The organism is Holophagales bacterium (assembly GCA_016699405.1).
In the GTDB taxonomy this organism is placed as follows: Bacteria; Acidobacteriota; Thermoanaerobaculia; order Multivoradales; family JAGPDF01; genus JAAYLR01.
Genome location: CP064972.1, coordinates 1,970,873 through 1,988,127, shown reverse-complemented (window position 1 = coordinate 1,988,127; position 17,255 = coordinate 1,970,873). Strand labels below are relative to the sequence as shown.

The window sequence follows — 17,255 nt, the reverse complement described above, 5'->3', positions numbered from 1 at the left end:
ACCCTCATGTGGGGCATTTGCCGCGGCCGGCCTCGGAAAATGGGCGTTTCTACGCAGTCGGAGCAACGGACAGGGTCGCTCGCGGCCCGTTCTGCGCTGGCCATCGCGGGCTCGCTAGCCCTGGCGGCGGCGGCGCTGGCCTCCCCTCCTGCTTTCGATCTCTACTCTGCCTCTCCCCCGGCCGTCCGGCCCGGCGAGACGGTCGCCTTCGCGGTCGACGCCCACGACCCCGACTGCGGCCCCCTGCCGACGAGCTGCACGAGCGGCTGCGGCCAGATCGTGCGCTCCGACCTGACGCGCTGGACGATCTCGGGCGGCTCGGTGGTGACCACCGCGAACGGGACCCCCGGCTCGCCCTACCACGCGGAGATGACCTGGCGCGCGCCCACGACGGCCGGCACCTACACGATCACCGTCAGCCTCTCCGACAACGGCGGAACCTTCGGCTGCAGCGGCTCCACCCGGCAGACCGACACCCGGACGCTCGCGCTCCAGGTCTCCGATCCCCCCAACATGCCCCCGCAGCTCCAGGCGCTGAGCGCCCAGAGCTCTGTGATCTTCCCCGGCGAGAGCACCGCGCTGACGTGCGAGGCGACGGATCCGGAGGGCGGCGCGATCACCTACTCCTGGTCGACCGACCTCGGTGTGGTCACACCGGCCGCGGGCGGCGCCGCACAGTTCTCCGGCGCGACACCGGGTCTCGCCACCGTCACCTGCCGCGCCAACGATCCGAACGGCGGCCAGGCCAGCGGACTGCTGCGCCTCTCGATCTCCGGCGCCGCGTCCGAACGACGCTTGCGCGGCAGCCTGGCCACCCCCCATCGGGTGGCCATCGGTCGGCTCGGCGAATTGCTGGCCGTCGACCGGGGCTCGGGCGTCGTCCGCTTCTTCCACCTCGGCAACGGCGCACCTAGCCATTCGTTCGCCCAGCCGCTGGCCACCGCCATCGCCAGCGACTGGCAAGGGCGCGTGATCGTCGGCCTGGGTGACGGCAAGGCGCTTGCGCTCGACCGCTCCGGCAACCTGATCCAGTCGCTTCCGGACCCAGGGGACCTCGGCGAGGTCTCCGACATCGCGGTGGATCCGGTGCGCCAACGGGTCGCCGTGCTCCACCGGCCGACCGGGCGGGTGGTGATCTACGACGCCAGCCTCGAGCTCCAGTCCGCCTTCGGCAGCACCGGCGACAGCCCGGCGACGTTCCTCAGCCCGGCGGGAGTGGACTTCATGCCCGATGGGCGGATCGTCGTGGCAGACAGTGGCCACGGCCAGATCAAGCTCTTCGACAGCACCGGCGCGACCCTCCTGCTCACGTTCGGCGGGACCGGTTCGGCGCTCGGCAAGTTCACCGCCCTCGACGACGTGGCGGTGGACGGCGACGGGCTGGTCTACGCGAGCGATCCGTACCAGAGCCGCGTCCAGGTCTTCAACCCGGACGGAACGGTGAGGGAGGCGCTCGGCACCTGGGGCGACCAGCTCGGGCGGTTCAAGACGCCCAGCGGGCTGGCGGTGGCCTTCGATCGCCTCGTGGTGGCCTCGACCAACACGCCGAGCCTCGAGGTCTTCCGCCTCGACGCCGCGGCCCCGACCGTTCCGCTGCCTCGCGTCGAGTCGATCTCCGCCACGCCCGCCGCGCTCACCTTCGGCGAACAGCCGGTCGACTCGGCTAGCGCTCCGCAGCTCGTTCAGCTCGCCAACGGCAGCAGCACGCCGCTCGGCATCGTCGGCGTGCGCGCCGAAGGGGACTTCGCGGTGGCACCCCGCTGCCCGGCGGCGCTCGAGCCCGGCGCCTCCTGCACCTTCGAGGTGACGTTCTCTCCGAGCCTCCCGGGGGCCCGCTCCGGACGTCTCGCCCTCGAGACGAGCGACGGTGTCATTCGCACGGTCTCCCTCACCGGCACCGGCTCCGTGGGTGCCGACTCGCTCCTCTCGCCGGCGGCGGTCGATTTCGGCAATCAGCCGATCGGTCGCCTCGGGGAGGCCAGGCGCGTGCTCCTGATCAACCCGGGCACGGCGCCGCTCGCGCTGGCGGGGATCCAGGTCACCGGAGAGTTCGCCCTGGCGCACTCCTGCCCGGCGGTTCTCCCGGCCCGCGGCTCCTGCGAGCTCACGGTTCAGTTCGCACCCGGCGGCCCGGGCACGACCACCGGGCGGATCCTCGTCGCCTCGTCGAGCCCGCACAGCCCGGTCGTCGCGACGCTGACCGGCCGCGGAGTCGGCCCAGCGCTCGCCATCGACCCGCCGGAGTTCGACTTCGGCCTCACGCGCGTCGGTGAAGCGAGCTCGATGCGCTTCTTCGATCTCAGCAATCGCGGCGACGAGACCGTCGTCGTCGCCCCGCTCGCCGCGTCCGAGGAAGCCGCCGATCGCTTCCTGCTCGTCGAAGACCGCTGCAGCTCGGCGACCCTCGAACCCGGAGGCAGTTGCCGCTTCGCGGTGGTCTTCCAGCCAGCAACGCCCGGCCGCGCCTTCGGTTCACTCGCCGCGCGCACGCTGAACGGCGCGGCCGTGGCCTCGACCGCCTTCGAGGGCGAAGGCGAAGGAACCATCCTGATCGAAATCCCGACGCTGTCGGAGTGGGGCCTGGCGCTCTTCGCGCTGCTCGTCGCCGCCGCAGGCGCCGTGGCCTTGCGAGGGAGGACCGCCGGATGAGCCGCTGCCGCCTGCTCCCGTTCGCCCCGTTCGCAGCACTCGCTGCGCTCGTCGCCACCGCGGCGACGCCGGGCTTCGCCGCCGAGCCTCCCCACTGGGCCAGCGCGTCGTTCCAGATCAACTGCACGCTGCAATGCCACACCGTTCACGGGGCTCCCGGCGGCAGCCTCACCAGCGCGGCGAGCAACGTGAACCTCTGCCAGACCTGTCACAGCCCCTCCGGGCTCGCCAACGCCCTGTCGGTCTCCGATTCCGACCGGGCGGTGCCCGGAGTGAGCGGGACCTCTCACGCCTTCGACCGGACCGCGGTGAACGCCGCGCTCGGCACGCAGCTGCCGCTCGACACGGCGATGGCACAGCGCGTCCTCAATGGCAACGTCGTCTGTTCGACCTGCCACGATCAGCACTCGGGCGGCTCGACGAACGGGGGCACGCCGCGCGTCTCGCCGGCGCAGAAGATCACCGATCTCGGGACGACCGGAACGCTCCTTTCCGGCGGCACGCCGCTCGGTCCGGCGAGCTCCTGGTACCTCGTCGAGATCGCCACCGGCGGCGCGCAGACCACGGCTCGCTTCGGCTTCTCGAAGGACAACGGCGTCACCTGGGAACCGGCGGCCTGCGATCCGCCGAACGGCGCGGTCGCCGCCTGCCTGACCGCGGCGACCACACCGGTCACCCTCGCCGACGGAATCACGGCGACCTTCACCGCCGGGAGCTTCGCGCTCCACGAACGCTGGCAGTTCTCGGCGAGTTGGCCGTTCCTGCGACACGCACTCGACGCCGGCGACAACGCGACCGGCGTCAAGTTCTGTCGCGACTGCCATCGCAGCTGGGAGATGGACCACACGGCGCTCCACACCTGGGACGGGACGAAGAAGAGCCACCCGGTGGGCGTGGCGCTCAACGTCAACGGGCTCGGCTACGACCGCGCCGTGCCGCTCGACGGCAACGGCGCGCCACAGGGCTCGGTCGGGCGCGACGGCAATCTCAGCAACGACTACCCGCTCGACGCCGGAGGGCGGTTGCAATGCCTGAGCTGTCACGGCGTCCACCGGGCCGACAGCAACACCTCGACGGAGGACGTGCGATGAACGCTGCGCCGGCCGCTCCACCCGCCCCGCGCACCCTCTCGGCCGCAACCGCAGCCAGCTTCGCCTTCGCCCTCATCTTGAACCTGACGATCAGCGCGCCGGCTGCGGCCCAGGTCTCGATCCTCAATGGATGGACGAACATTTCGTCGACGGCACCAGGCAACGCCTCGGGCACGGTGAACGCCGGCTCGCTGTCCGTGTCGGCTGGCACCGACCGGATCTTCCTCGCCGCGGTCTGCCTCGAGGTCAGCAACAGCAACGTGACGGTCACGACGATGAACGTCACGCTGGGCGGCACGGCGCTCGCCACGGTCGGCAGCACGTCGGCGACGTCGGCACGCGAGCACTGCTGGGTCGGTCGGATGACGAGCTCGCAGTTCCCGACCTTCCCGGCGACGCTCTCGGTGCAGTATGCCGTATCGGGGAACACCGTCACCGGCCTGCACGTCCATTGGGGCTCCTACAGTGGGGTCGACCAGGCGACGCCGATCAACAGCTCCAACGCCGTCGCGACGGCGGCGACCTCCGTCACCTTCGGCGCGACGATCAACTACGTCGTCAACGGGCTGACCTTCTACGCAGCAGCCAATGGCGGCAGTCCGGCCACGATGACCTTGCCGGCGGTGACGCCGGCGTTCTCCCAACTCGTCGGCACGACCAGCAATGGTCATTCGAGCTTCGTCGCCGCCACCGCGATGCACCCAGCAGCCGGGAGCTACGCCAGCGGTTCCAGCGTCGGCTTCGGCGGCACGACCGGCACTCGCTCGGCGCTCGTCGTCGCCTCGCTGCGCCCGGCTGCGGCCGCGACCGCCACCTCGGTCGGAACCGTCACGGCGACCTCCTCCGGCTGCTCCTCGATCAGCGTCTCGGCTCCGTACACCGGCGACAGCGACAACGACAACACGCTCTCCTATCGCTACCGCACGCCGAGCGGGAGCGGCGCCTGGACCGCGGCGACGAATCTCGCGCACAGCGCCTCGCCCTACGCCTTCGTCATCGCGGGGCTCACCTTCGGCGCCACCTACGACGTCGAGGTCACCTACGTCGACGTCGACGGCGTCTCCGGCACCAACCCGCAGACCGTGACCAACGTCACCGCCGGAACGAGCTGCACCGGCGCGGGCACGGCGAGCGCCGCGGCGACTGCCGGGACCACGCCCTCGATCGCCCTCTCCGCCCCCTACACCCTCGACCTCGACGGCGACAACACGCTTTCCTACCGCTATCGCACGCCGAGCGGTGCCGGCGCCTGGGTCGGACCGATCAGCCTGGCCCACGCCGCCTCACCGTACGCTGCCACGATCGGCAACCTGATCTGCGGGGAGACCTACGACGTCGAGATCACCTACAACGATCCCGACGGTCTCGGCTCCGGGACCCAGGTGCAGACGGTCACCGGCATCGCCTTGACCGCCTGCACGCTCCCCGGGACCGTCACCGCCAGCGGCGGCCCCTGCGGCTCGCTCAGCGTCAGTGCCCCCTACACGCAGGACCTCGACGCCAGCAACACTCTCTCCTACCGCTATCGCACACCGACGGGGACAGGGACCTGGTCCTCGGCGGTCGCGTTGCCGCACGCCGCGTCGCCCTACGCCATCTCGGTCACCGGCCTCGCCCCGGGCAGCTACGACCTCGAGGTCACCTTCGCCGATGCCTTCGGCGTCAGTGGCACCAACCCGCAGACGGTCACCAACCTCGCCGTCACGGCCGACTGCACGACGACGGGAGCGCCCACCGCGAGCGCGACGTCGTGCACCGCCATCTCGGTCAGCGCGCCGTTCACCGGCGACGCCAACACCAACGGCTCGACGAAGGTGGAGCTCAACACCTCCGACAGCTGGCCGGGGACGACGGCCTGCGCCAGTCTTTCCGGAGCGAGCCCCCGGACCTGCGCGGTCAGCGGCCTGGCCAACGCCTCGTCGTATTGGTTCCGCGTGACCTTCACCGACGCCGACGGCGTGAACGGAACCAACCCCCGCGTCATCGGACCGGTCGCGACGCTCGACTGTCGCGTGACGCCCCAGGCCGCGTCCGCCGACCCCGATTCCTGTTCCCTGGTGACCGTCACGGCACCATTCGCCGGCGACGCCGACGGCGACAGCCGCACCAACGTCGACCGTGGCACGGCAGCGGGCGGTCCGTTCGCGACCGCGGTCTGCTCCAACCTCGCCGGCGTCTCGCCACGACTCTGCGCCGACTCGACGGTCGCCGCGACGTCGACCTACTACTACCGGGTCACCTTCACTGACCCCGACGGGATCGTCGGCGGCGCCTCGCAGGTCGTCGGCCCGGTCACGACACCGGTTTGCGTCGAGACGCGCACGACGCCGGGCACCGCCTCGGCAACGGCAAACGGCTGCCATCAGGTCACCGTCACCGCGCCCTTCTCGGGCGACGGCGACGGCGACGGCTCGGTGCTCGTCGAGACCAACACGACGAACACCTGGTCCGGCAGTCAGACCGTGGCCTGTCCCGCCGCCGCCGGACCGTCGCCGCGCCTCTGCCTGGCCACCGGGCTCGCCGCCTCGACGGCCTATTACGTGCGCGTGACCTACAACGACCCGGACGGCCTGCTCGGCGGGACGAGCCCGCAGGTGCTCGGCCCGGTCTCCACGACCGCCTGCACCGGCAACGGTGCCGCGCCGATGATCCTCCCGCTCGCCCCGTCGACCGGGGCGGTGGTCGGCGGCGTCGAGCGCTTCCGCGTCCAGGTCTACGACCCGGACGGCGTCACCGTCGCCAACGTGCTCTGGGGCCTCGACGGCGGCACGCTCGCCAACACCGGTGTCCTCCAGAACACCAGCTACGCCTGCGACCTCGAAGGACAGACCGCCTGCAAAGTCTTCGAGTTCGACGTCATCACGTCGGCGCTCGCCAACGGCGAGCATTACGTCACCGTGCAGGCGACCGACTCGGCGCCCGCGCCTTCGGCGGTCGGACGGCGCTCCTGGGGCTTCGTGGTCAACAACAGCGGAACCGCTGCGGCCGGCAACGGTCTGCTGCTGCGCCGCACGCACGGCTCGCAGCTCTGCCTCGATTGCCATGCCATGGCCACGCACTCGAGCCAGGCGACCTCCTTCAACTACGGCTCGTGGAGCGAGGAGTGCCTGACCTGCCACACCCCGCACCAGACGGCGAACCTCTACCTCGTCCGGGAGACGATCCAGACGCCGGCCAGCGGACCCAAGGCGCTCGACTTCCGCAACCTCACGGGCAAGGCCGACTACAGTTTCGCCACCGTCACCGCGCCCGGCAACGGCGCCTGCGAGGCCTGCCACACCAAGACGAAGAACTCCGACGGGACGCCGCGCTTCCGCAACACCGGCGGCAGCGACGGCGGCAAGCACTACTCGACCAACTGCGTGTCCTGTCACGACCATGGCCGCGGCTTCGCCGCCGGCGAGAGCGACGGCAACGCCAACTGCGCCGGTTGCCACGCCGACATCTGGAACGGCATGCAGACCGGCTCCGCCAAGGCGACGAAGCACCGGATCGCGCTCGACACCTTCAGCGACGACAGCCTGGTGTGGCCGGACGAGACGACCGGCACGCTCGGCGGCGTGAGCCCGGCGCTGCGCTCCTGCGTCAACAGTTGCCACAACGACCATCCGCACACGCTGACCTCGCCGGCCACCGCGACGCACGAGAACAACGTCTACATGGACGCGACGAACGCGACCTCGCGGGCCGCCGGATCGCGCACCAGCGCGACCAAGGACAAGACCGATTTCGAGTCGGCGCCGACGGCCGGAGGGATGTGTCTTTCCTGCCACCGCAATCCGGTCGACAGTTCGCATCCGGCGATCAACAAGGCCGCCTACGACAGCTCGGCCCACGACTACGTCACCTTCGGGGCCTACGGAGCGTGGACCTACACGCAGCACGACGGCGGCGTCTTCAATCGCAACTGCACCAAATGCCACGCCGGTCGCAACGACGCCCGCCCGGGAGACAATTCGATCTTCTTCGAGGCGGTCCACTTCTCCGACTACCCCTCGCTGCTCGCCGGCTCGACGAACCCCAACGGAGCGCCGTCGACCTTCGTCTGCTACAACTGCCACGGCAACGGGACGACCGGCGTCGACCTCTCCGGCAAGAACATCGCGACGCAGATCGCCAAGGCGCGCAACCACCCGGCCAACGCCGACGCGGTGCACAACACCGTCGCCGAGGCCTCGGCGGCACTCGGCAACATGCTCGGCGTCGCCGGCCGTCACTCGAACTGCATCGACTGCCACGACATGCACGAGGCCAAGGCCGGCACCGCCGCCTCGCCGGGGAACCTCGCCGGGCCGCCGCTCGAGGGGACCTGGGGAGCGCAACTGACGACGAATCCCGCCTTCTTCACCGACACGACGGCGGCGAGCTTCACCCGGAAGACCCTCGTTGCCGGCACGGACCTCGAGGCCACGCTCTGCTTCAAGTGCCACAGCCGCTACTACTGGGGAACCACGGCCACGACCGGCCGTGGCGTGCCTCCTGCCGCCCCATCCGGCGGGACCTACGCGACCGGCACGGCCGCTTTCACCAACGGCAGCGCGACCGTGACCGGTACGGGCACCGCCTGGAACGCCAACACGCATGTCGGTTGGGTCATTCGCAACAACACGAACGGCACCTGGTACCTGGTGACGGCGGTGGCGAGCGGCACGAGTCTCACCATCAGCCCCGCCGCGGACTTCACTGCCGCGGCCTCGGCCTACACGCTGCAGATGGCCGAGACGGATGTCGCCAAGGAGTTCAACCCCGCGAACGTGGGCAATTTCGCCGGCACCTGGGCCAGCGGAGAGACGGCAGGAGGCTTCCATCCGATCCTCGCCACCGCGGGGAGCAACCTCGGCGCAGTCAACCTGGCGAACCTCGTCACCACCAACATCGCCTGGAGCACCAGCGCTCGGAACCTGATGAGCTGCACCGACTGCCACGAATCGGAGACCACCACCGACCCGAACGGACCCCACGGCTCGACCGCCGGGTTCCTGCTGCGCGGACCGAACACGACCTGGAACGGCACCATGGTCGCCACCAGCACCGGCATGCCGACCGGAGCGTTCTGCGCCAACTGCCATTCCTCCTCGTTCGCCAGCAGTCGGTTCACCGGAACCCAGCACTACAGCCGCGGCGAGCACCGCGTCGCCTGCTGGAACTGCCACGCGGCCATCCCGCACGGGGGACCCCGGCCGGGAATGCTCGTTGCCCCAGCGGGCGCAGCCGCCGGAGTGGGCGGCACGATCGCCGGCTGGGACACCGCGGCACCCTACTGGGGCCGTGGCGCACTGACCGCCACGGGCAAGCTCTACATCGCCTCCTACCCGGCCAACAACACGACGGCTTGGAACCAGGGCAACTGCGGCTGTAACGGCACCGGTCACTGACCTCTCGGCCATCTTCGACGGGCGGGAAGCCTCGCGAGGCTCCCGCCCGTCGTGTCTTCCGGGTACGATCCGCGCGTGTCCCGCCTCTGGAAGCTCCTACGCTCGCCGCGCCTCGCGCTCGGCGTGCTCGCCTTCCTCGCCGTTTACGGCGGCCTCGCCGCCTGGTATCCGTGGCAGCGTCCTGGCGGCCCACGCGTGCCGGCCTGGGCGCTCGCGCTGCATCTCGATCGTCCTTTCTCGTCCCCGGTCTTCCTCGGCGCGGCACTGCTGCTCTTCCTCTCGACCGCCGCATGCACCTGGGATCGCACGTTGCGGGTGGCCGCTCTCTTCCGCGGGCGGGTGCGGCCGTACGGCTTCCAGCTCCCGGTCCGCGCAGGGATCGACGCCGCCGCCTTCCTTGCCGCTCAGGGTTTCTCGCGACCCCGAAGCGGCGGCGCCTGCTTTCGCGCTCGCGCGGCACTCTGGGGCGGATGGGTGCTGCACCTGGGGTTGCTGTCCCTGATGGCCGGAGTCGTCGCCCAGCAGGGCTGGCACGACGGCGGCGCGTTCGAGATCGCCGAAGGAGAATCGGTGCGCCTCGCGGCGCCCGGCACGGTGTTCGGCCGCGACCGGGGACCGTTCGCGCCCTCCGCGCCACCCGACCTGGCGATCGGCCTGCTCGCCTTCGACCCGTTCCTCCACCAGCGCGGCTACGCACCGGACCGGGCGAGCCGGATCCGCGTCGAGCCGCCGGGAACCGCGCCCATCGAACGAGCGCTCGACCGCGCCGCCGGCGTGGAGGTCGCTGGAGCGACCCTCTTCCAGGCGATCCCGTCCGGCCTCGCCGTCGTCGTCGAGTCACCGCAGCTCGGCGCACGCGCCCTGCACCTGAGAGACGAAGGCGATCACCGCGCGCACGGCACCTTCAACTCGCCGAGCGGCCTGCCCGTCGTCTTCGGCGTCGACAGCGACCGCTCGCTGCACGACCCCGCGGGCACGGGCGCGCTGGCGGTCTGGATCGAGCGGGGAGGACGGCGATCGCCGCTCGCCGCCGGCCTCCCCTTCGATTTCGGCGGCGAACCGGCGCGCCTCGTCACGGTCGTTCGCTGGGGAGGGTTCACCTACTCGATCAACCCGGGGATGCCGGCAGTCTTTGCCGGCTTCACCCTGGTGCTGCTCGGCGCGGCGCTGCTGACGCTTCCGGCGGGCGCCGCCGAGATCGCCGCAACAGGCGTCGAGCCCGCCGCCTGGGTCTATCTGACCCGCGGACGCGAAGCGCTCGTCGCCGACTGGGCGAACGCGACACCCCCGCCGTCGCACACTGCCACCGAGGAGAGCTCCTGATGCAGTCCGCCGCGTTCTGGGCCGCCGCCACCTGCTACGCCGTCGCCACCGCGCTCTTCTTTGCCGAGGCCGCCTTCCGCAAACGGGGAGCTGGGGCCTGGGGGCACGCGGTCGCGGCAATCGGGCTTCTGCCGCACCTGGCCGCGATCGCGATGCGCTGGTCCGAGGTCGGGCACGGTCCGTTCTCCACCCGCTACGAGGTGCTCTCGGCCAACAGCTTCCTGCTCGTCGCCGTCTACCTCGTGGCGGCGCGTGTCGCTCCCGGCCTGCGCCCGCTCGGGGTGTTCGTGCTGCCCGCCGGCTTTCTCATGATGGGCTGGGCGGTCGACACGATGGGCGTGCGCAACGAGGTGCCGATCATCTTCCGCTCCTACTGGCTCTGGCTGCACATCGGCTTCGCCAAGCTCTACAGCGCGGCGACGGTGATCGCAGCCGCGTGCGCTGTCGCCTACCTGGCCAAGGAGCGGCAACCCGGAAGGCTCGAACGCTTCCCGGCGCCCGCGAAGCTGGACCTCTACGCTCACCAGTTCCTGCTCGTCTCGTTCCTCTTCCTCGGCGTGATGATCGCTGCCGGCTCGCTCTGGGCACACCAGTCGTGGGGCCGCTACTGGGCGTGGGATCCGATCGAGACCACGGCCCTGTCGACCTGGGTCGCCCTCGGGGTGATCCTCCACTTCCGGATCCTGCACGGCTGGCCGCCGCGTCGGATGGCGTGGCTCACGCTCCTCGCGCTGGCGTTCATGATCGTGACCCTCTACGTCGTCGTCCTCGTCACGCCGACGATCCACAACTTCTACATGGTCGGGGAACCGCGTTGAGAGCGGGCCGGCGCGCTCTCGGCTTCGGCCTCGCTGCGGCTCTGGCAGTGGAGCTCACCGCCGGCTGTGCGCGCCTCCGTCTCGAGCGCGAGGCGGAGGCGGCCGTGCGTCGCTACAACGACGCGCTGATCGTCGCCTACCGCACGAACGACCCACGCGGCCTCGAAACCGTGGCCGGTCAGGACGAGTTGCGGCGGCTCGTCGCCCTCATCGACCTCAAGCGGGCAGGCCATCTGGCACTCGAGAGCCGGGTCGAGTCGCTCGAGTTGCTGGAGGCGACCACGCCGGGGCCTGACGCGATGGTCGTGCGCACGCGCGAGCGTTGGCGTTACTGGGATCGGGCGCTCAAGCCCGGCATGCCCGCCGGACCGGTCTTCGTCGCCGACCTGTGGATGCGCTGGGAGCTCGCGCGCGAGAGCGGCGTGTGGAAGGTCCAGAAGGGGCGGACCGAACGCAGCGACTACCTCGAGCCGAAGGGATTCCAGCCGGGTGCGGGCGGGCAGAGCGGCCATCTCGCCCGGCCGCAAACGTCGATCGGGAGCTGAACGCCGTGCGCAATATCGGCAAGGTGATCATCGGCTTTCTTCACGACTTCGCCGCCGGCGTGTGGGCGGCGACGGTGCTCGGCGTCTGGTGGCTCGAGCGCGCGGTCGTCGACGCCACCTCCCGCACCGTCCTCGACGGGCTGGAACGGGAGCTCTTCTGGATCGGGCTCGTCGCCGTGATGCTGGTCTTCGCGACCGGCGCCGGTCGGACCTTCACCTATGTCGACAACTTCTACGGCCCGGAAGCCGAGCTGGCACGCCGTCGCGCCCTGATCGTCAAGCATCTGGTGCTCTTCACCGTCTTCGGCGGCGGGATCTGGTGGCAATGGACGATGGCATTCCGGTGAGCGCCTGTCTCGTGGGCAGAACAGCCCGTGCCGCGATAGGCTGCGTCGACCGCCGACCGAGGAGCCGAACCGAGTGAGCCACCGCCCGCGCGTCCTGCTGATCACCCCGCCCTACCACTCGGGTGTGGTGGAGTCGGCCGGCGTCTGGATGCCGCTGCACTTCGTCTACCTCGCCGGGCACGCCCGCGCCGCCGGCGCCGAGGTGCGGATCTACGACGCGATGTCGCTCGGCCACACGCACGACGACATCGCACGCGAGATCGAGGCGTTCCGCCCCGACCTCGTCGGCGTCACGGCGATCACCGCGATGGAGCCCGACGCGCGCGAAGTCTGTGCCACCGCCAAGCGCTGGAACCCGCGGACGGTGACGCTGATGGGCAACGTCCACCCGACCTTCTGCTGGCAGGAGATCCTCTCCTCCGACCCGAACGTCGACCTGATCGTCCGCGGCGAAGGCGAAGACACCCTCGCCGAGCTGGTCGAGGCGCTTGCCGCCCGCGGCGGCGCGGAGCGGGCGACGGCGGGCGATTTCGCTCGCGTCGCCGGCCTCGCCTACCGCCGCGAGGGGGTGCCGGTGGCGAGCCCCGACCGCGGTTTCTGTGCCGACCTCGACGCACTGGTCCCGGCGTGGGACCTCGTCGACTGGCCGCGCTACTTCTACCGGCCGAGCCCCGAAGGTCAGTTGGCGATCGTCAGCTCGTCGCGCGGCTGCAAGCAGCGCTGCTCGTTCTGCTCGCAGCAGAAGTTCTGGGAGCGCAGCTGGCGCGGGCGGCGGGCCGAGGCGTTCGTCGACGAGCTCGAGCTGCTGCGCGACCGCCACGGCGTGCGCGTGGCGATGCTCTCCGACGAGACGCCGACCGTCGACGGCGATCGCTGGGAGCGCATCCTCGACCTGATGATCGAGCGCGGCACCGGCGTCGAGCTGCTGCTCGAAACGCGGGTCGTCGACATCCTGCGCGACGAGGCGATCCTGACCAAGTACCGCGCCGCCGGCGTCAGCCACATCTACGTCGGCGTCGAATCGACCGACCAGGCGACACTCGACCTCTACAAGAAGGACGTCAAGGTCGCCGATTCGAAGCGGGCGATCGAGCTGATCAACGCCCACGCCATGGTGTCGGAGACCTCGTTCGTCGTCGGCACGCCCGACGACACCGTCGAGACGATCCGCCGCACCGTCGAGCTCGCCAAGTGGTACGCGCCCGACATGGCCTTCTTCCTCGCCATCACGCCGTGGCCGTACGCCGACCTCTGGGACGAGCTCAAGGACCACGTGGCGACCACCGACTACCGCCGCTACAACCTGGTCGAGCCGGTGATCAAGCCGAAGGCGATGACGCTCGAGGAGACGCAGCGTGAGCTCCACCGGGCGACCGGCGACTTCTTCCACGACAAGTTCAAGCGTCTCGGCGAGCTCACGGCCGAGAAGCGGCGCTTCATGCTGGCCGTCCTCAAGCTGCTGATCGAGCACAGCTACCTCGGGCACGAGATGCACGCCATGGCCTCGCACGGCGGCATGCCCGAGTCGGTGCGCGCGCTGATGAGCGAGGCCGGAATCGACCTGGCGAGCATGCGGCGAGCGCACTGAGCGCTCCGCCCGCCGACAGCCCCTGCCCTTTCGCTTCGACGCTCAGCGGCCGAGCGCCGCCGACCAGGCGAGCGTGCCGTCCCACTCGCATTCGTCGGCGAAGAGCGGCCCGGTGCGCACTGTCGAGAAACGCCGGTCGACGCGCGTCACGTTCCCCTGGACATCGCGCACCGAGACGCGCAGGTGACGGCGCACGAGCGGCGGGAGCGCGCCGCCGAGTGCGATTTCGTAGATGCCGTCTCCTGCCGGTGCCGCGAGGTCGGCGAGCTCGGCCCCGGCGGGTCGCACGGCGACCGCGACGTCGGCGGTGATCGACAGGCTCGCCAACGCCACTCCGCTCGTCGCATCCGCGAGGCCGACGCGAACGAACGAAACCGGCGCCGCGTTGTCGCCGGCTCGCGGCGAGCTCACTTCGAGCGTCGGGCGGTTGTCGTCGAGCCACCAGCCGACGCCGGCATTGCTCGTCCCGTGCCCGGTGTCGATCGGACAGCCGAGGTCGAGGATCTCGGCTCGGCCGGCGGCACTTACGTCAACGAAACGCGGGTCCAGCGCTGTCCGCTCTCGCCGGGGGACGTGGTGCGCTTCGGTCCGCGTGTCGAGTACGAGGTGGCTCAGGAGGTCGACACCGGTTCGATCTCGCTGGCGCTCGACCTCAACCAGCTGCGCCGCGCCGCCGAGCCGCGCCCGGAGGAGGGCGAGAACCTCCGTCATCTGCAGACCCTGATGGACGCGGCGCGGGCGCTCAACGCCGCCACGGTCCTCGACGAGGTCCTGCAGGTGGTGTTGCAGGCGGCCGCCAAGCTGCTCGACGCCGAGCGCGGCGCCGTCATGCTCCTCGATGAAGCGGGCGGGCGGACGGCAGCCGTGAGCTTCCCGCCGGGTACGTCGAGCGCGCTCTCCGCCGAAAGCGGTGCGCTGCTCGAGCGCGCGGTTGCCGGACGTAGACGATGTCGTAGGCGACAGCCGAGGCCGCCGGCGCCCACCAAAGACCGAGCAGGAGGACGAGGGCGGTCGCACGGAGCATGCAGTCGGGTTCCGCGCGCATCCTCGCGGAAGCGGCCGGGCGGCGTCCGTGAGGAAGTTCACATGCCGCCGTGGGCCGCCACCCGTTCGACTCAGCCGACCCGTCCCTGGTGCCCCCTGCGGACGAAGCAGGAAGGGCCGGCGAACGAGCTGTCGAAGCTCGCCCGCCGGCCCGGAAGCGACCGCGTTCCGCTGGACTACTTCGACCAGCCGGCCGACACCCGCGCCAGGTAGTCGCGGTGGCTCTCCATCACCGTCGACTCCCGCGCCAGGTTGCGCAGGAGCTGCCCCTGGGCCTCGCCGCGCTTGGCATCGGCGGCCGTGAAGGCGGCCTCGATCTCGTCCTCGGCGGCGGCGCTCGGCGAGAGGCTCACCAGGAAGCGGAGACCGCGCGGGCCGGTGTGAATGTCTTCGGCGTGCAACGCCCAGCTCACCAGTGTGCCCTTGGCCACGAGCTCGTCGAGCACCGGCTTGTAGTACGTGTCGAAGCTGTCCTTCCACTCCTTCTCGTGCCCGGCGCGCACCTCGTTGGTGTTCACGGTCAGGAATCCGCCGGCCACCGTCGCGCTCCGGCTCTTCCCCTCGATCGCCCGCAGCAGGTAGTCGTGGTGGGCGCCCGCGGCGGCCGCCGGATGCATCGGCACCTTGAGCAGCTCGACGCGCGCCTTCTCGATCCCGGCGAAGCTCGTCGCCGTCCACCAGATGCCGTGCGTGTTCTCGCCCTCGGTGTGCACGTAGGTCTCGTAGATGCCCCAGTCGACGAGCGTCCCGTCGGCGGCGAGCCGGTCGAGGACCGGCTTGTGGTTCTTGGCGATCCACTCGGCGTAGCCGCTCCACTGGTCGCGCGCGATCGTCCACTCGGCGACGTAGGTGAAGGGCTCGCGCGCCTCCTCGGCGACCGCCACGCCGGCGACGGCGGCGAGCGCGACGAGAACGAACGCGGCGACGAGGATCCGACTCTTGCGCTGAATCATGGTGACTTCCCCCCGATGGCACCCCGGCGCGAAAGCGCGCCCAGGAAACCGAGCCGGCAACCCGATGACTCGCGGTCGTTCCGACCCGCGAGACGCACACGCTCGCGCGACGGCCCCGACGCTGTCGCCGCGAGTCAATCCGCCGTATCGCGACGGGTCCCTGGCTCGGTTGGATAAGCCGGACGAGACTAGGTGAAACGAAGGGAGGATGCACGCCGCCGAGCGGCTAAAGAGACCGCCGCCGTGGGCTTTCCGGCGACTCCGGAGGACCTTCAGAACGGCAGTTGCCGATTGAGCGTGTCGTCGTCGATCTGGTCGAGGAGCGACGGGGGCATCGCGGTCTCCGCTTCCTGGTGCGCCACGTCCTCGCGCGCCGCCCACTCGAGCAGCGCCTCCTGCACCGGCAGGTCGATCCGCTCTCCGCAGTCGGACGGCAGCGCCCGCTCGACGAAGCGGAAGCTGCCGGCGCGCCAGCCGAGCGCATCGAAGAGCGTCGGCAGGCCGGAGGCTGCCCCCACCATCGCGCCGCGGATTCGTCCGGCCTCGAGGAAGATCGACGCCGCGCCGGGCGACGCGCTCACCTCGAGAACACCGGTCCTCGCGCCGAGCCCGAGAAACTGCAGCACGTCCGCCAACGACATCATCGCCAGATCGCCGCTCATCGTCGCATGGCCGCGTCGCCGCTGGCGCAGCGCGACGAAGATTCCCCCGGCGAGGAGTACGACGCCCAGAAGGGCCATCCCGATCGCTGCGCCGCCGCTCGACGACGCGCCCGGCCCGACGGCCGGCGGGGTGACGCTCCCCGGAGCGCCCGCCGTCGTCCGCGGCTGCGACGCCGGCGATGGTGCCGGCGAAGGCGCCGGAAGGGCTGTCGGTGCCCGCTCCACTTGGCTCTCGCCGTCCGGCTCGGCCGTCGCGGCTGCCGCCCTCGCGCTCTCCCCGACGGTCCTCGTGGCGACCGCCGGAGCGCGGTCGGGCTCCGGGTCAGCAGCCGGGCTTGGCGCGGTCGCCGCCGCCGGAGCCGGGCTGGTGGACGCCGCGCTGTCGGCTGGCCGGGACCGCGCGAGGCCGCTGCGGGCGCGCTCGCTCTCCGGATGGTCCTTGAGGAAGCGCTCGTAGAGGTACGCGGCTTCGCGCAGTCGGCCGAGTGCCAGCATCTCGTCGGCGCGCGAGAGCACTTCGCCCTCGCTCCAGCCGATGGCACCCAGCCGTTCGAGCGCCTGGCGCGCTTCGAGGTTCGAGGCATCGTGCTCGAGAGCCTGCCGGAAACTGGCCACCGCCTCGGCTTGACGACCCGCCTTCTCGTAAGCGCGCGCGAGGCGCAGCAGGCGATCGACGTCGCCCGGCGCTTCGCGGACCTCCTGCGCCAGCGCCTCGATCCCCTTGCCTCGCGCCTGCTCCCCGCTCGCGCCCGGCGCGAGCGCACTCGCGGCGACGACGGCGACGAGCAGGCCGGCGAGAACGAGGCGGTGACCTGAGGGCCCTGGCACGAGGCTCGACTCCGATCTCATCGTTCGACCCG

At 71.0% G+C, this 17,255-nt stretch carries 12 protein-coding genes; 9 read left to right on the top strand and 3 right to left on the bottom strand.

Translation table 11 applies throughout. The annotated features are described in order from the left end of the window. Positions 1–6: 6 nt before the first annotated feature. The 8 genes from IPJ17_08345 (at position 7) to IPJ17_08310 (ending at position 13,736) form a co-directional block, all read left to right on the top strand. Complete coding sequence (locus IPJ17_08345) at positions 7–2,649, top strand: IPTL-CTERM sorting domain-containing protein (protein ID QQR75567.1); 2,643 nt, start codon at positions 7–9, stop codon at positions 2,647–2,649. Continuing rightward, positions 2,646–3,740, top strand: coding sequence for a hypothetical protein (locus IPJ17_08340; protein QQR75566.1), 1,095 nt, complete (start codon positions 2,646–2,648; stop codon positions 3,738–3,740). Before IPJ17_08345 ends, IPJ17_08340 begins: the two co-directional genes overlap by 4 nt. After that, positions 3,737–9,115, top strand: coding sequence for a hypothetical protein (locus tag IPJ17_08335; protein QQR75565.1), 5,379 nt, complete (start codon positions 3,737–3,739; stop codon positions 9,113–9,115). The genes IPJ17_08340 and IPJ17_08335 overlap by 4 nt, the downstream gene beginning before the upstream one ends. Before the next feature lie 75 nt (positions 9,116–9,190). Next, the gene (locus IPJ17_08330) at positions 9,191–10,438 is read left to right on the top strand and encodes a cytochrome c biogenesis protein ResB (GenBank protein QQR75564.1); all 1,248 of its coding nucleotides are present in this window, start codon (positions 9,191–9,193) and stop codon (positions 10,436–10,438) included. Continuing rightward, positions 10,438–11,256: a cytochrome c biogenesis protein CcsA gene (ccsA, locus tag IPJ17_08325; GenBank protein QQR75563.1), complete on the top strand. Its 819-nt coding sequence runs from the start codon at positions 10,438–10,440 to the stop codon at positions 11,254–11,256. Before IPJ17_08330 ends, ccsA begins: the two co-directional genes overlap by 1 nt. Continuing rightward, entirely contained in the window at positions 11,253–11,801 is a 549-nt protein-coding gene (locus IPJ17_08320; GenBank protein ID QQR76253.1) for a hypothetical protein, read from the top strand. Before ccsA ends, IPJ17_08320 begins: the two co-directional genes overlap by 4 nt. After that, positions 11,798–12,148 (top strand): hypothetical protein, encoded by a 351-nt coding sequence (locus IPJ17_08315; protein QQR76124.1) that lies wholly within the window; start codon positions 11,798–11,800, stop codon positions 12,146–12,148. The genes IPJ17_08320 and IPJ17_08315 overlap by 4 nt, the downstream gene beginning before the upstream one ends. Positions 12,149–12,296: 148 nt before the next feature. Next, positions 12,297–13,736 (top strand): cobalamin-dependent protein, encoded by a 1,440-nt coding sequence (locus IPJ17_08310; protein QQR76123.1) that lies wholly within the window; start codon positions 12,297–12,299, stop codon positions 13,734–13,736. A 42-nt stretch (positions 13,737–13,778) separates the two neighbouring features. Here the strand turns inward: IPJ17_08310 and IPJ17_08305 are convergent, their stop codons facing one another. Continuing rightward, a complete protein-coding gene (locus IPJ17_08305) occupies positions 13,779–14,147 on the bottom strand; it encodes a hypothetical protein (protein QQR75562.1) in 369 nt (122 codons plus the stop codon). Positions 14,148–14,204: 57 nt separating this feature from the next. Between IPJ17_08305 and IPJ17_08300 the strand changes: the two genes are divergently transcribed. Then, positions 14,205–14,993, top strand: a complete 789-nt coding sequence (locus IPJ17_08300) for an FHA domain-containing protein (protein ID QQR75561.1) — start codon at positions 14,205–14,207, stop codon at positions 14,991–14,993. Here the strand turns inward: IPJ17_08300 and IPJ17_08295 are convergent. After that, positions 14,957–15,733, bottom strand: coding sequence for a hypothetical protein (locus IPJ17_08295; protein QQR75560.1), 777 nt, complete (start codon positions 15,731–15,733; stop codon positions 14,957–14,959). The two genes, IPJ17_08300 and IPJ17_08295, sit on opposite strands and share 37 nt — an antisense overlap. Positions 15,734–16,005: 272 nt before the next feature. Beyond that, the gene (locus IPJ17_08290) at positions 16,006–17,223 is read right to left on the bottom strand and encodes a DUF4388 domain-containing protein (protein QQR75559.1); all 1,218 of its coding nucleotides are present in this window, start codon (positions 17,221–17,223) and stop codon (positions 16,006–16,008) included. Between the last annotated feature and the right edge of the window lie 32 nt (positions 17,224–17,255).

Excerpts from the sequence above, each read along its gene's own strand:
- IPJ17_08345 (QQR75567.1), top strand. The coding sequence starts at position 7 with ATGTGGGGCATTTGCCGCGGCCGGCCTCGGAAAATGGGCGTTTCTACG.
- IPJ17_08340 (QQR75566.1), top strand. The coding sequence starts at position 2,646 with ATGAGCCGCTGCCGCCTGCTCCCGTTCGCCCCGTTCGCAGCACTCGCT.
- IPJ17_08335 (QQR75565.1), top strand. The coding sequence starts at position 3,737 with ATGAACGCTGCGCCGGCCGCTCCACCCGCCCCGCGCACCCTCTCGGCC.
- ccsA (QQR75563.1), top strand. The coding sequence starts at position 10,438 with ATGCAGTCCGCCGCGTTCTGGGCCGCCGCCACCTGCTACGCCGTCGCC.
- IPJ17_08310 (QQR76123.1), top strand. The coding sequence starts at position 12,297 with ATGCCGCTGCACTTCGTCTACCTCGCCGGGCACGCCCGCGCCGCCGGC.
- IPJ17_08295 (QQR75560.1), bottom strand. The coding sequence starts at position 15,733 with ATGATTCAGCGCAAGAGTCGGATCCTCGTCGCCGCGTTCGTTCTCGTC.